General features: G+C 62.7%; 10 protein-coding genes and 4 tRNA genes. All 14 read left to right on the top strand.

The window, feature by feature from the left end; genetic code table 11:
- Positions 1-370 precede the first annotated feature (370 nt).
- Entirely contained in the window at positions 371-1,354 is a 984-nt protein-coding gene (locus GRB80_RS14840) for a biotin--[acetyl-CoA-carboxylase] ligase (RefSeq protein ID WP_132044062.1), read from the top strand.
- Positions 1,351-2,190, top strand: coding sequence for a type III pantothenate kinase (locus GRB80_RS14835; RefSeq protein ID WP_161424056.1), 840 nt, complete (start codon positions 1,351-1,353; stop codon positions 2,188-2,190). The genes GRB80_RS14840 and GRB80_RS14835 overlap by 4 nt, the downstream gene beginning before the upstream one ends.
- 122 nt (positions 2,191-2,312) lie before the next feature.
- A tRNA-Tyr gene (locus GRB80_RS14830) sits at positions 2,313-2,396 on the top strand.
- Positions 2,397-2,447: 51 nt separating this feature from the next.
- Positions 2,448-2,521 (top strand) — tRNA-Gly (locus GRB80_RS14825).
- Between the two features lie 23 nt (positions 2,522-2,544).
- A tRNA-Thr gene (locus GRB80_RS14820) sits at positions 2,545-2,619 on the top strand.
- Positions 2,620-2,768: 149 nt separating this feature from the next.
- Positions 2,769-2,844, top strand: a tRNA-Trp gene (locus GRB80_RS14815).
- A 72-nt stretch (positions 2,845-2,916) separates the two neighbouring features.
- Entirely contained in the window at positions 2,917-3,285 is a 369-nt protein-coding gene (gene secE, locus GRB80_RS14810; RefSeq protein ID WP_132044066.1) for a preprotein translocase subunit SecE, read from the top strand.
- 8 nt (positions 3,286-3,293) lie between these two features.
- Complete coding sequence (gene nusG, locus GRB80_RS14805) at positions 3,294-3,827, top strand: transcription termination/antitermination protein NusG (protein ID WP_132044068.1); 534 nt, start codon at positions 3,294-3,296, stop codon at positions 3,825-3,827.
- Positions 3,828-3,912: 85 nt separating this feature from the next.
- The gene (gene rplK, locus GRB80_RS14800; protein ID WP_132044070.1) at positions 3,913-4,344 is read left to right on the top strand and encodes a 50S ribosomal protein L11; all 432 of its coding nucleotides are present in this window, start codon (positions 3,913-3,915) and stop codon (positions 4,342-4,344) included.
- Between the two features lie 2 nt (positions 4,345-4,346).
- Entirely contained in the window at positions 4,347-5,039 is a 693-nt protein-coding gene (rplA, locus tag GRB80_RS14795) for a 50S ribosomal protein L1 (protein ID WP_132044072.1), read from the top strand.
- A 273-nt stretch (positions 5,040-5,312) separates the two neighbouring features.
- Positions 5,313-5,816: a 50S ribosomal protein L10 gene (gene rplJ / locus GRB80_RS14790; protein WP_132044074.1), complete on the top strand. Its 504-nt coding sequence runs from the start codon at positions 5,313-5,315 to the stop codon at positions 5,814-5,816.
- A gap of 89 nt (positions 5,817-5,905) precedes the next feature.
- Entirely contained in the window at positions 5,906-6,277 is a 372-nt protein-coding gene (gene rplL / locus GRB80_RS14785; RefSeq protein ID WP_132044076.1) for a 50S ribosomal protein L7/L12, read from the top strand.
- Between the two features lie 235 nt (positions 6,278-6,512).
- Positions 6,513-10,592 carry a DNA-directed RNA polymerase subunit beta gene (gene rpoB, locus GRB80_RS14780; protein ID WP_161424055.1) on the top strand — a complete coding sequence of 1,360 codons (4,080 nt, stop codon included), beginning with the start codon at positions 6,513-6,515 and terminating at the stop codon, positions 10,590-10,592.
- Between the two features lie 85 nt (positions 10,593-10,677).
- The gene (gene rpoC / locus GRB80_RS14775; protein ID WP_161424054.1) at positions 10,678-14,898 is read left to right on the top strand and encodes a DNA-directed RNA polymerase subunit beta'; all 4,221 of its coding nucleotides are present in this window, start codon (positions 10,678-10,680) and stop codon (positions 14,896-14,898) included.
- The last annotated feature ends 132 nt before the right edge of the window (positions 14,899-15,030 follow it).

Here is a 15,030-nt window from a genome sequence, read left to right as displayed (position 1 = left end):
TCAGCAGTGAAACCGCTCTGCGCCGATGGTAGTGTGGGGCCTCCCCATGCGAGAGTAGGTCATCGTCAGGCACTTATACCGAAAAAACCCCGGGCATTCAGTTGCTCGGGGTTTTTTCATGTTGGGACGTTGCCCATGCAGCGTCCCGGAATGCCGGCCATCGAGGCGCCGCTCACCGGAGCGCCGGCCGCCGGGATCTGGCACCTGGAGCGTTGGCCGGACATCGTCAGACCCTTATTGAAAAAAGCCTCGAACTCATCATGAGTTTGGGGCTTTTTGTGTTTGGATGCTGAGCCTTTCCAGATGCTTACATTTCCGGGGTGCGCTGCATCCGATAGAATGGGTTTTTTTCCGATCCGGGATCCCTGGCATGACCATCGGTGACCTCATACGCCTTCTTGGCGACGGCGAGTTCCATTCGGGCGAGCAACTCGGTGAGCAGCTCGGTGTGTCGCGTGCTGCGGTATGGAAGCAGTTGCGCAAGCTCGAGTCTTTGGGCATCAGCATGGAGGCGGTGAAAGGGCAGGGCTATCGACTTGCCGAGCCCCTGGAGCTCCTGGATGGACAACGCATCATCGCTGACCTCTCTCGTCAGGCACGTGGCCATCTGACGCGCCTTTTTGTCGAGGAAACCCTGCCCTCCTCGAACGCCTTTCTGCGCGAACGCTTCGACCATGGGGCGGGGCACGGTGAAGTGTGCCTGGTGGAGCAGCAGAGCGCCGGGCGTGGTCGCCGTGGGCGGGCCTGGAGCACTCCCTGGGGGAAGAGCCTGATGCTCTCCCTGGGATGGCGAGTCGAGTCCGGCATCGCTGCCCTGGAGGGGCTGAGCCTTGCCGCAGGGGTGGCCCTGGCCCGAGTGCTGGAGAGTCACGGGGTTTCGCCGCTACTGAAGTGGCCCAATGATGTGCTGCTGAAGAGACCGGATGGAGAGTATGGCAAGCTGGCGGGCATCCTGGTGGAGGTCAGTGGGGACGCCTCTGGTCCCTGTGAGGTGGTGATTGGCATGGGGCTCAACCTTTCCCTGAGCGATGAGTTCCGCAGCTCCCTGGGGCAGCCTGCCGCGGCTGTCGAGGATCAGGTGACCGGCATATCCCGTAATGCGCTGGCAGCGGATCTGCTGGAGGCACTGCTTCCTCTGGTGGCGGAGTTCGAGCGTGAGGGGTTTGCCCCATGGCACAATGCCTGGAACGCCCGGCACGCCTTCGCCGGCCGTGAAGTGGACGTGTTGAGCGGCAATGCGCGTGAGGTAGCGCTGGTCGAGGAGGTGGATGCCTCCGGCAACCTGGTGGTGGTCCAGGGTGGAGAGCGACGCTATCTGGCGGGTGGTGAGATCAGTCTGCGTGTGCGCTCATGATTCTCGACCTCGATATCGGTAATACGCTCTCCAAGTGGCGTCTCAAGGATGTCGATACCAGCGAGATCCGCTCTCGTGGAGCGGTGTGGACCCGGGAGGAGTGGCGGCCGGGAGCCGATATTCCCAATCTCGAGGTGGTCGAGTCGGTGCGCATATCCAGCGTTGCGAGGCGTGCGGTGCTCGAGGAGACCGTCCAGCTGCTGCGTCAGCGCGTGGGGGCCGTTTATGTGGCCAGCTCCACCCCCGAGGCACTGGGTGTCACGAATGGTTATGAGGAGCCCGAGCGGCTCGGGGTCGACCGCTGGCTGGGAGTGCTGGCGGGTTACCAGCAGGTTGGCGCCTGTTGTGCCGTGGACTGTGGTAGTGCCATCACCATCGATTTCGTGCTGCCGGGAGGGCGCCACCTGGGTGGGTATATCCTGCCGGGGCTAAGGCTGATGAAGGAGAGCCTCAAGCTGGGGACCCGTAACGTGGCCATCGATCCCGACAGCGAGCCTGAGGAGCTGCTGGTTCCCGGCCGGCGCACGGTCGAGGCGGTCAATCATGGCATCTACATGGCGGCGGTCAGCGCGATCAACCGCGTCTATGCCGAGGTGTGCGATAGCGAAGGAGTTGCGTTGCCGCTGATGGTGACCGGTGGCGATGCACGGGTGGTGGCTCGCGGACTTCAGGTGCCCCATGCCGTCTGGCCCGATATGGTCTATGGCGGTCTGGAGGCATGCTTTCCATTGACCGCCGCCGAGCGAGCAGGCCGAATGGCGGGCGCGCCGTGTGTGCCATCGCCGGTAGCGCTGGAAAAGATTCGCGCGGGGCTTGCATTCTCCATGCTGCTTTGACACAATGCGCCGCGTTCCGAAGAGAAGGGTGGCGGCGTCTTGAGTCGCTCCAGGCATGAAAAGCTGCTTGTGAAACAATGGCTTGACATTCGGAATGGCGCTGGTAAAATAGGCCGCCAGTTGGAGGGGTTCCCGAGTGGCCAAAGGGAGCAGACTGTAAATCTGCCGCGAAAGCTTCGAAGGTTCGAATCCTTCCCCCTCCACCAGAATCAGGCAGCGATGATGAGGTTGGTCATCGAGGCCGAAAGAGTGGGTAGGCGGGCATAGTTCAATGGTAGAACCTCAGCCTTCCAAGCTGATGATGCGGGTTCGATCCCCGCTGCCCGCTCCAGCACCCAAGGGTGCAAAGGTTAGGCTCATGTAGCTCAGGGGTAGAGCACACCCTTGGTAAGGGTGAGGTCGACGGTTCAAATCCGTCCATGAGCTCCACATTGAAAGGCGAGCCAAGGCTCGCCTTTTCTCTTTCTCGCCGTTGATAGATTCTAAGTGGCGAGAGGGGGTTGCCAGGCAAAGCGGCTTCCGCTATGATGGCGACCGCTGTCGCAAGCCACCTGCAAAGGGTGGAGGAAGGCAGATACAGGCCAGTAGCTCAATTGGCAGAGCAGCGGTCTCCAAAACCGCAGGTTGGGGGTTCGATTCCCTCCTGGCCTGCCAGTCTTCCCCAGACTGGCTTATTCCCGTAAGAATTCACGTATCGATTGCCGCGCCTTGAGGAGTCTCGTTTTCATGAAACATAACGCCGAGGTGCAGGAGTCGCGCCACGACGGGCTCAAGTGGGCGGTTGTCGTCACTCTGCTGGTTCTGGCTGTGGTAGGCAACACCTACTTCGCCGACCAGGCTCTGCTCTATCGCGTGTTGGGTGTCGTGGCGCTGAGCGGCGTCGCTGCCTTGGTGGCGATGACCACTGCCAAGGGGCGTGATCTGGCTGAACTGGCTCGTGCCGCCAAGAAAGAGATTCAACGCGTAGTGTGGCCGACACGGCCCGAGACCATCCAGACTACCGTCATCGTGCTGGTCGCCGTGCTGGTGGTTGGTCTGATGCTGTGGTTGATCGACACCCTTCTTGGCTGGGCGATGTCCGGCGTTATCGGTTAGGAGCCCCCATGTCCAAGCGTTGGTACGTCATTCACGCCTACTCCGGATTCGAGAAGCATGTCATGCGTTCACTGGGTGAGCGCGTGAAGATGTTTGGCATGGAGGATCGCTTCGGCGAGATTCTGGTGCCAACCGAAGAAGTCGTCGAGATGCGTGATGGCAAGCGCCGCAAGAGCGAGCGCAAGTTCTATCCCGGCTACGTACTGGTCGAGATGGAAATGGATGACGAAACCTGGCACCTGGTCAACGAAACCCCGCGCGTCATGGGGTTCATCGGTGGAACCAAGGAAAAGCCGGCACCCATTACTCAGAAAGAGGCCGATGCCATCCTGCGTCGGGTCGAGGATGGGACCGACAAGCCAAAGCCCAAGACTCTGTTCGAGCCGGGGCAGTCGGTCCGGGTTATCGATGGCCCCTTCGCCGACTTCAACGGTGTCGTAGAGGAAGTGAACTACGACAAGAGTCGCGTTCAGGTCAGTGTGCTGATCTTCGGACGCTCGACTCCTGTCGAGCTGGAATTCGCGCAGGTCGAGAAAGAGTAACGCTCGACCTGATGCAGGCAGGGCCGCAGCCAGCGGCCGCAATACCGGGGAGCCGAAAGGCGCTACTACCCAACTGGAGTCCAATATGGCCAAGAAAGTACAGGCTTACATCAAGCTGCAGGTAGCAGCTGGTAAGGCCAACCCGAGTCCCCCCGTGGGCCCCGCGCTGGGTCAGCACGGCGTCAACATCATGGAGTTCTGTAAGGCGTTCAACGCCGCGACCCAGGAGATTGAGCCGGGTCTGCCCACTCCGGTGGTGATCACCGTCTACTCCGACCGCAGCTTCACCTTCATCACCAAGACCCCGCCCGCGGCGGTCCTGCTGAAGAAGGCGGCTGGCATCAAGTCCGGCTCCGGTGAGCCGAACAAGAACAAGGTCGGCACCGTGACCCGTGAACAGCTCGAAGAGATCGCCAAGACCAAGGAGCCGGATCTGACGGCTGCCGATCTCGACGCCGCGGTGCGTACCATTGCCGGTAGTGCCCGCAGCATGGGCCTGAACGTGGAGGGTCTCTGATCATGGCCAAGCTGTCCAAGCGCGCGAAGATGATTAGCGAGAAGGTCGACTCCACCAAGGTCTACTCTCTCGAGGAAGCCGTGGCTCTGCTCAGCGAGCTCTCCACGGTCAAGTTCAAGGAGTCCCTGGACGTCGCCATCAACCTGGGCGTCGATCCGCGCAAATCCGACCAAGTGGTGCGTGGTGCGACCGTGATGCCCAACGGAACCGGCAAGGACGTTCGCGTCGCCGTGTTCACCCAGGGTGCCAACGCCGATGCCGCCAAGGAAGCCGGTGCCGATATCGTCGGCATGGATGACCTGGCCGAACAGGTCAAGAAGGGTCAGCTGGACTTCGACGTGGTGATCGCTTCACCCGACGCCATGCGCGTGGTCGGCCAGCTGGGCCAGATCCTCGGTCCGCGCGGCCTGATGCCGAACCCCAAGGTCGGCACCGTGACCCCTGACGTGGCGACTGCCGTCAAGAACGCCAAGGCCGGTCAGGTGCGCTTCCGTACCGACAAGAACGGCATCATTCACACCACCCTTGGCAAGGTCGACTTCGACGCCACCGCCATTCAGGGCAACCTGGACGCGCTGGTCGCCGACCTGAAGAAGCTCAAGCCGAGCACCTCCAAGGGCGTGTATTTCAAGAAGGTCACCCTGTCCACCACCATGGGCCCGGGCGTGACCATCGACCACTCCGGTCTGGTCTGATCGGTCGGTAGGTCGAACATTCAGCAAGAACTTTGCGGTCCCCGTGTCGAGTCTTGACTCGCCGGCGGGGCACCGTCAAAGACCGCAGGCGCCGCCTCGCTCGTGTGAGGCGGCTTAATCATCCCTTCGGGGCTGGCCTGCGCAGATGGTGTGGCCGCCAGGCGTCTGGTGAGCACCATCACCCAGGACTTCCGGCTCGCCTTCGGGCTGCCGGGAGAGATGGTAACCACCGGAACCCTCATCGCGAGGTTCCGGCACGAAGGAGTGATCACCGTGCCACTAGCACTCGAAGGCAAGAAGGCGATTGTTGCCGAGGTCAGTGAAGCGGCCAAGGATGCGCTCTCCGTCGTAGTTGCCGATTCTCGTGGCGTCGCGGTCAGCAAGATGACCGAACTGCGCAAGCAGGCCCGCGAGAATGGCGTCCAGGTGCGTGTTGTTCGCAACACTCTGGCACGCCGCGCCCTGTCCGGAACTCCCTGGGAGATTCTGGACGAAAGCTTCTCGGGTCCGACCCTGCTGGCTTTCTCCTACGAGCACCCGGGCGCCGCCGCCCGTCTGTTCAAGGAGTTCGCCAAGGAGGAGAAGAGCTTCGAAGTCAAGGCGCTGGCCTACGAAGGTGAGCTGATTCCGGCCACCGAGCTCGATCGTCTGGCGACGCTGCCGACCTACGACGAAGCCATTGCCAAGCTGATGTCCGTCATGAAAGAGGCATCTGCCGGCAAGCTGGTCCGTACCCTGGCCGCCCTGCGCGACCAGAAGCAGGAAGAAGCCGCCTGATCGGCGAACTCCTGCAGGCAGCCTGAATCGAATATTGAATCCCGAGCCGACGCTTGAGCGTGGCTCCCGCAAAGTTAGGAATCGTGACAATGGCACTGACCAAAGAAGATATCATCAACGCCGTCTCCGACATGTCCGTCATGGAAGTGGTCGAGCTGATCGAGGCCATGGAAGAGAAGTTCGGCGTCTCCGCTGCTGCCGCTGTCGTGGCTGGCCCGGGTGGCGGTGAAGCCGCTGCCGAGGAAGAGCAGACCGAGTTCGACCTGGTGCTGACCAGCGCTGGCGACAAGAAGGTCAACGTGATCAAGGTCGTCCGTGAGATCACCGGTCTGGGCCTGAAGGAAGCCAAGGGTGCCGTCGACGGCGCACCGGCTACCGTCAAGGAAGCTATGTCCAAGGAAGACGCAGAAGCGGCCAAGGCCAAGCTGGAAGAAGCCGGCGCGAGCGTGGAGCTCAAGTAAGTCATTGAGCAACATGGCTTCACGCGCGGCGTAAGCTTCCACGGCTGGTGGCGGGACACCCGCTGCCGGCCTTTTTCTGTTGTCACTGGCCGCTGCTTCGGCAGCCCGGCCAGACGAATTCCAGAAGGCGAGCGTCCCTCTAGGCGCTTGCCTTCATCGCCTGACGGAGCCGCACCCCGTCGGGTGGCGCCGACCACGCATCGGTCACCCATGGTGAACAAGCTGGGGAATACAGATGGCTTACTCATACACTGAGAAAAAACGCATCCGCAAGGATTTCGGCAAACTGCCCCAAGTGATGGATGTGCCCTACCTGCTGGCGATCCAGCTTGATTCCTATTACGACTTCCTCCAGCAGGACCGAGCGCCCGAGGAGCGTCTCGAGACCGGCTTGCATGCTGCCTTCAGGTCGGTGTTCCCGATCGAGAGCATGTCCGGCAATGCTGCGCTGGAGTATGTCAGCTACCGCTTCGGTACGCCGGCCTTCGACGTCAAGGAGTGTCAGCTGCGTGGTGTCACCTATTCGGCTCCACTGCGCGTCAAGGTTCGCCTGATCATCTATGACAAGGAGTCATCGAACAAGGCGATCAAGGACATCAAGGAGCAGGAAGTCTACATGGGGGAGATCCCCCTGATGACGGAGAATGGTACCTTCGTGGTGAACGGTACCGAGCGGGTTATCGTTTCCCAGCTGCACCGTTCTCCCGGCGTGTTCTTCGATCACGACAAGGGCAAGAGCCACTCCTCCGGCAAGCTGCTCTACTCCGCGCGGGTCATCCCCTACCGCGGCTCCTGGCTCGACTTCGAGTTCGATCCCAAGGACAGTGTCTTCGTGCGTATCGACCGTCGCCGCAAGCTGCCGGCCTCGGTACTGCTGCGCGCGCTGGGCATGAGCGCCGAGGAGATCCTCGAGGAGTTCTTCGAGACCAGCACCTTCCACGTCGAGAAGAACGGCTTCTCCGTGGAGCTGGTGCCGTCGCGCCTGCGCGGCGAGACCGCCACCTTCGACATCAAGGATGCCGAGGGCGGCCTGATCGTCGAGGAAGGCCGCCGCATTACCCAGAAGCATATCCGTCAGCTGGAGAAGGCCGGCCTCGAGCGTCTCGAGGTGCCGATGGAGTACCTGTTCGGCAAGACCCTGGCCAAGGATCAGGTCGACCCGAACACCGGTGAGCTGCTCTGCCCCTGCAACACCGAGATCACCCCGGAGCTGCTCGAGAAGCTCGGCCAGGCCGGCATCACTACCCTCGAGACGCTGTACACCAACGATCTCGACTGTGGCCCCTTCATCTCCGACACCCTCAAGCTGGATACCACCGGGTCCCAGCTCGAGGCGCTCGTCGAGATCTATCGCATGATGCGTCCCGGCGAGCCGCCCACCAAGGAGGCCGCCGAGACCCTGTTCAACAACCTGTTCTTCAGCGAAGACCGTTACGACATCTCCAGTGTCGGTCGCATGAAGTTCAACCGCCGCCTGCGTCGCGAGTCCGATACCGGCTCCGGCGTACTGGATCGTCGCGACATCCTTGACGTGCTCAAGGAGCTGATCCATATCCGTAACGGCTTCGGCGAGGTGGACGACATTGACCACCTGGGCAACCGCCGTATCCGCTGCGTGGGCGAGATGGCCGAGAACCAGTTCCGCGTCGGCCTGGTGCGCGTCGAGCGCGCGGTCAAGGAGCGTCTCTCCATGGCCGAGAGCGAGGGCCTGATGCCTCAGGACCTGATCAACGCCAAGCCCGTCGCCGCGGCGGTCAAGGAGTTCTTCGGCTCCAGCCAGCTCTCCCAGTTCATGGACCAGAACAACCCGCTCTCCGAGGTCACCCACAAGCGTCGTGTCTCCGCGCTTGGCCCGGGTGGCCTGACCCGCGAGCGGGCCGGCTTCGAGGTGCGTGACGTTCACGCGACCCACTATGGTCGACTGTGCCCGATCGAGACCCCGGAAGGTCCCAACATCGGTCTGATCAACTCCCTGGCGACCTATAGCCACACCAACAGCTATGGCTTCCTCGAGACGCCGTACCGCAAGGTGGTGGACAGCCAGTTGACCGACGAGGTGGTTCATCTCTCGGCCATCGAGGAGGGCAACTTCGTTATCGCCCAGGCCTCGGCGACCGTGGATGAGAGCGGCAAGTTGGCCGACGATCTGGTGCAGGTGCGCCACAAGGGCGAGACCACCTTCATGCGTCCCGAGCAGGTGACGCTGATGGACGTGTCGCCGCGTCAGGTGGTATCGGTTGCCGCCGCATTGATTCCCTTCCTCGAGCATGATGACGCCAACCGCGCCCTGATGGGGGCCAACATGCAGCGTCAGGCGGTGCCGACCCTGCGTGCCGACAAGCCGTTGGTGGGTACCGGCATGGAGCGCTTCGTCGCCCGTGACTCCGGGGTCTGTGAGGTGGCGCGTCGCGGCGGGGTGATCGACTCCGTGGATGCCAAGCGCATCGTGGTACGCGTCAACGAGGATGAGATCATCGGCGGCGAGGCCGGCGTCGACATCTATAACCTCACCAAGTATGTGCGTTCCAACCAGAACACCTGCCAGAACCAGCGCCCGATCGTGCGTCCTGGTGACTCGGTGGCACGCGGCGACATCCTCGCCGATGGCCCCTCCGTGGACATGGGTGACCTGGCGCTTGGCCAGAACATGCGCATCGCCTTCATGCCCTGGAACGGCTACAACTTCGAGGACTCGATCCTGCTCTCGGAGCGGGCGGTGGAAGAGGACCGCTTCACCACCATCCATATCCAGGAGCTGACCTGCGTCTCCCGCGACACCAAGCTGGGGCCGGAGGAGATCACCTCCGATATCCCCAATGTCGGCGAGTCGGCACTCTCCAAGCTGGATGAGGCCGGTGTGGTCTATATCGGTGCGGAAGTCGGTCCCGGCGATATCCTGGTCGGCAAGGTCACGCCCAAGGGGGAGACCCAGCTGACGCCGGAAGAGAAGCTGCTGCGTGCGATCTTCGGTGAGAAGGCCAGCGACGTGAAGGACACCTCCCTGCGTGCCCCGACGGGCATGAAGGGAACCGTCATCGACGTTCAGGTCTTCACCCGTGACGGCGTGGAGAAGGACTCGCGTGCGCTCTCCATCGAGCAGATGCAGCTCGACGAGGTACGCAAGGACCTCCAGGAGACCTATCGCATCGCCGAGGATGCCACCTTCGAGCGCCTCAAGCGAACCCTGAGTGGCCAGCCGGTAAACGGTGGCCCCCAGCTCAAGAAGGGTGACGTGCTCTCCGAGAGTTACCTCGACGAGCTGCCGCGTCAGCAGTGGTTCAAGCTGCGCCTGCAGGACGAGACGCTCAATGAGCTGCTGGCCCAGGCCGACGAACAGCTCGAGAACCGTCGCAAGGAGATGGACGAGCGTTTCGAGGACAAGAAGCGCAAGCTGACCCAGGGGGACGATCTGGCTCCCGGCGTGCTCAAGATCGTCAAGGTCTACATGGCGGTCAAGCGTCGCCTGCAGCCGGGCGACAAGATGGCGGGTCGTCACGGAAACAAGGGTGTCATCTCGGCGATCATGCCCATCGAGGACATGCCGTTCGACGACCAGGGCGAGCCGGTGGATGTCGTGCTCAACCCGCTGGGCGTACCCTCGCGCATGAATGTCGGTCAGATTCTCGAGACTCACCTGGGCCTCGCCGCCTGGGGGCTGGGTCGCAAGATCGACGCTCTGCTGCGTGATGCGCGTGAGCAGCAGGTGGCCGAGATCCGCGAGTTCCTGGGGCAGGTCTACAACACCACTCCGGGCACCCGGGTCGAGGAACTCGACACGCTTTCCGACGATGAGGTGATCGCCCTGGCGAAGAACCTCAAGGGCGGCGTGCCGATGTCCACGCCGGTGTTCGATGGCGCCGAAGAGGATGAGATCAAGCATCTGCTGCGCCTGGCCGAGCTGCCGGATTCAGGCCAGATGACGCTCTATGACGGCCGTACCGGTGATGCCTTCGATCGTCCGGTGACCGTTGGCTACATGTACATGCTCAAGCTCAACCACCTGGTGGACGACAAGATGCACGCCCGTTCCACCGGCTCCTACTCGCTGGTGACCCAGCAGCCGCTGGGCGGCAAGGCGCAGTTCGGTGGTCAGCGTTTCGGTGAGATGGAGGTCTGGGCCCTGGAGGCTTATGGCGCCGCCTATACCCTCCAGGAGATGCTCACCGTCAAGTCCGATGACGTGGAGGGTCGTACCAAGATGTACAAGAACATCGTGGATGGCGATCACGCGATGCAGGCGGGCATGCCGGAGTCCTTCAACGTGCTGGTGAAGGAGATCCGCTCGCTGGGCATCGACATCGAGCTCGAGAGCTGAGGCGGCCGACGCTTCACATTATGACGGTCCGCGGGGGTGGCAGCATTGCCCCCGCCCATGACAACTCCGCAGCGGAGCCGACCCCATGAAAGATTTGGTGAAAGTCCTCAAATCGCAGTCTCAGTCCGACGAGTTCGACGCGATCAAGATTACCCTGGCGTCCCCGGACATGATCCGTTCCTGGTCATTCGGGGAGGTCAAGAAGCCCGAGACCATCAACTACCGTACCTTCAAGCCGGAACGGGATGGCCTGTTCTGTGCCAAGATCTTTGGCCCGGTCAAGGATTACGAGTGCTTGTGCGGCAAGTACAAGCGCATGAAGCATCGCGGCATCATCTGCGAGAAGTGTGGCGTGGAGGTCACCAAGGCCGCCGTGCGCCGTGAGCGCATGGCGCATATCGAGCTGGCCAGCCCCGTCGCGCATATCTGGTTCTTGAAGTCGCTCCCGTCACGTATCGGCATGTTCCTGGACATGACCCTGCGTGATATCGAGCGCGTGCTCTACTTCGAGAGCTTCGTGGTCATCGACCCGGGCATGACCACGCTGGAGCGCGGTCAGCTGCTCAACGACGAGCAGTACTTCGAGGCACTCGAGGAGTTCGGCGACGACTTCGACGCCCGCATGGGGGCCGAGGCGGTCCAGGCGCTGCTCAAGGACATCGATATGCTGGAGGAGATCGAGCGCCTGCGCGAGGAGATCCCCCAGACCAACTCCGAGACCAAGATCAAGAAGCTTTCCAAGCGGCTCAAGCTGCTGGAGGCCTTCCAAGGCTCCGGCAACGATCCGGCCTGGATGGTCATGGAGGTGCTGCCGGTGCTGCCACCGGACCTGCGTCCGCTGGTGCCGCTGGACGGTGGTCGTTTCGCGACCTCCGACCTCAACGACCTCTATCGTCGCGTGATCAACCGCAACAACCGCCTGAAGCGGCTGCTCGACCTCAATGCGCCCGATATCATCGTGCGCAACGAGAAACGGATGCTGCAGGAAGCGGTCGATGCGCTGCTCGACAACGGTCGCCGTGGTCGTGCCATCACCGGCTCCAACAAGCGCCCGCTGAAGTCCCTGGCCGACATGATCAAGGGCAAGCAGGGGCGTTTCCGTCAGAACCTGCTGGGCAAGCGCGTCGATTACTCCGGCCGTTCGGTGATCACCGTCGGCCCGACCCTGCGCCTGCACCAGTGTGGCCTGCCCAAAAAGATGGCGCTGGAGCTGTTCAAGCCGTTCATCTACTCCAAGCTGCAGTCACTGGGCCACGCCTCCACCATCAAGGCGGCCAAGAAGATGGTCGAGCGCGAGACAGCCGAGGTGTGGGATATCCTCGCCGATGTCATTCGCGAGCACCCGGTACTCCTCAACCGCGCCCCGACCCTGCACCGCCTCGGCATTCAGGCCTTCGAGCCGCTGCTGATCGAGGGCAAGGCGATCCAGCTGCACCCGCTGGTGTGTGCCGCCTACAACGCCGACTTCGACGGTGACCAGATGGCGGTCCACGTGCCGCTGACCCTGGAAGCTCAGCTCGAGGCGCGCACGCTGATGATGGCGACCAACAACGTGCTGTCGCCGGCCAACGGTGAGCCGATCATCGTGCCTTCCCAGGATGTGGTGCTGGGTCTGTATTACATGACCCGAGAGAAGATCAACGCCAGGGGCGAGGGCATGGTCTTCACCGACCTCAACGAGGTGGAGCGCGCCTTCAACACCCAGAATGTGGCGCTGCATGCCCGCATCAAGGTGCGTCTCGACGAGGTCCTCATCGATGAGGAGAGCGGTGAGAAAACCCACCAGCGGGTGCTTCGCGATACCACCGTCGGGCGTGCGCTGCTGTTCCGCATCCTGCCGGAGGGCGTGCCCTTTGAGCTGGTCGACCAGCCGATGAAGAAGAAGGCGATCTCCGGCCTGCTCAACGAGGTCTATCGCCGTTCCGGTCTCAAGCCGACGGTCATCTTCGCTGACCAGCTGATGTACACCGGCTTCCGCCTGGCCACCTGGTCCGGCGCCTCCATCGGGGTCAACGACTTCGTCATCCCGGACGCCAAGGCCGAGATCGTCGAGGCCGCCGAGGAGGAGGTCAAGGAGATCGAGGACCAGTTCTCCTCGGGTCTGGTGACCGCGGGCGAGAAGTACAACAAGGTGATCGACATCTGGTCCAAGGCCAACGACAAGGTGGCCAAGGCGATGATGGTGGGGATCTCCAAGGAGACCGTGATCGACCGCGAAGGCAAGGAGGTCGAACAGGACTCCTTCAACAGCGTGTTCATCATGGCCGACTCCGGTGCTCGGGGTAGCGCCGCCCAGATCCGCCAGCTGGCGGGCATGCGTGGCCTGATGGCCAAGCCGGACGGCTCGATCATCGAGACACCGATCGTGGCGAACTTCCGTGAGGGTTTGAACGTACTCCAGTACTTCATCTCCACCCACGGTGCCCGTAAAGGTCTGGCGGATACCGCCCTGAAGACCGCCAACTCCGGTTACCTGACCCGTCGCCTGGTCGACGTGGCCCAGGACATGGTGATCACCGAGACGGACTGCGGCACCGAGCGTGGCTTGACCCTGCATCCGGTGATCGAGGGTGGCGATATCATCGTGCCCCTGGCGCAGCGCGTGCTGGGCCGCGTGGTCGCCCAGGATGTCATCGACCCGGCCAGCGACGAGGTGCTGATCCCGCGTAACACCCTGCTCGACGAGAAGTGGTGTGCCGATCTCGACACCATGGGTGTCGACGAAATCGTGGTGCGCAGTGCGATCAGCTGTGAGACCGCCCATGGCGTCTGCTCGGCCTGTTACGGCCGCGACCTGGCGCGTGGCCATCAGGTCAATATCGGCGAGTCCGTCGGCGTCATCGCCGCGCAGTCGATCGGTGAGCCGGGCACCCAGCTGACCATGCGGACCTTCCACATCGGTGGTGCCGCATCGCGGGCCTCCGCGGTGGACAGTGTCCAGGTCAAGCATGGCGGTAAGGTACGTCTGCACAACATCAAGTATGTCGAGCGCGCCGACGGCAAGTTGGTGGTGGTCTCGCGCTCCAGTGCCTTGGCCGTCGCCGACGAGCATGGTCGCGAGCGCGAATATTACAAGCTGCCCTACGGTGCCGAGCTGTCGGTCCGCGACGGCGACAGTGTCGACGCCGGTCAGGCAGTGGCCAAGTGGGATCCGCACACCCACCCAATCGTCGCCGAGGCCGAGGGTGCCGTGCAGTACGCCGACATGGAGGAGGGCGTCACCATCCACCGCAGCGTGGACGAGATGACCGGTCTCTCCTCCATCGAGGTGATCGAGGCGGCGGCGCGGCCGATGGCTGGTCGCGACAAGCGCCCGATGATCCTGCTCAATGACGAGTCCGGCAAGCCGGTTACCGTCACTGGATCCGATACTCCCGTGCAGTATCCGCTGCCCGGCAAGTCGATTGTCACCGCCGACAACGGCGCTCGGATCGGTATCGGTGAAGTGGTCGCGCGTATCCCGGTGGAGGCCTCTTCGAACAAGGACATCACCGGTGGTCTGCCGCGTGTCGCGGATCTGTTCGAGGCGCGCAAGCCCAAGGAACCGTCGATCCTCGCCGAAATCAGCGGCGTGATCAGCTTCGGCAAGGAGACCAAGGGCAAGCGTCGCCTGACGATTACCCCGGAAGGCGGTGGCGATCCCTTCGAGACGCTGATCCCGAAGTGGCGTCAGATCGCGGTCTTCGAGGGCGAGTCGGTCGCGAAGGGCGAGGTCATCTCCGATGGTCCCAGCAACCCCCACGACATCCTGCGTCTGTTGGGTGTCGAGGAGCTGGCCAAGTACATCACCGCCGAGATCCAGGAGGTCTACCGCCTCCAGGGCGTGGGCATCAACGACAAGCACATTGAAGTGATCGTGCGTCAGATGCTGCGCAAGGTCGAGATCACCGATGCCGGTGACTCCGACTTCATCCCCGGCGATCAGGCCGAGCTGGTGCGGGTGCTCGAACAGAATGCGCGCCTCGAGAAGGCGGGCAAGTTCCCGGCCAAGTATCAGCGTGTGCTGCTCGGTATCACCAAGGCCAGCCTGGCAACCGAGTCGTTCATCTCCGCGGCCTCCTTCCAGGAGACCACGCGAGTGCTGACCGAAGCCGCGGTGACCGGCAAGCGGGATTACCTGCGCGGCTTGAAGGAGAACGTCGTGGTGGGTCGCCTGATCCCGGCCGGTACCGGCCTGACTCACCATGCCGAGCGTCGCCGCCGGCGCGATGGTGTCGAAGAGCCTGCCGCACCGTCGGCCCATGACGTCGAGCAGGCGCTGGGTGCTCAGTTGACCGCGCTGGATTCGGATGACGACGAGATCTGACGTCACCGGCAGGTCCGGCCGCTGCGGCGGCCGGGCTTGACGAAGGGCGGCGTCAGCCAGTAGAATGCGCAGCCTTTAACAGTGGGGCGGGTGCGCCCGAACCTGCTGGGAAGGTAGCGTAGTACAGGAAAG

This window comes from Halomonas icarae (genome assembly GCF_009901955.1).
Taxonomy (GTDB): domain Bacteria; phylum Pseudomonadota; class Gammaproteobacteria; order Pseudomonadales; family Halomonadaceae; genus Halomonas; species Halomonas icarae.
Note: the sequence above shows the minus strand (reverse complement) of the source record. Positions and strands in the feature narration are given on the sequence as shown.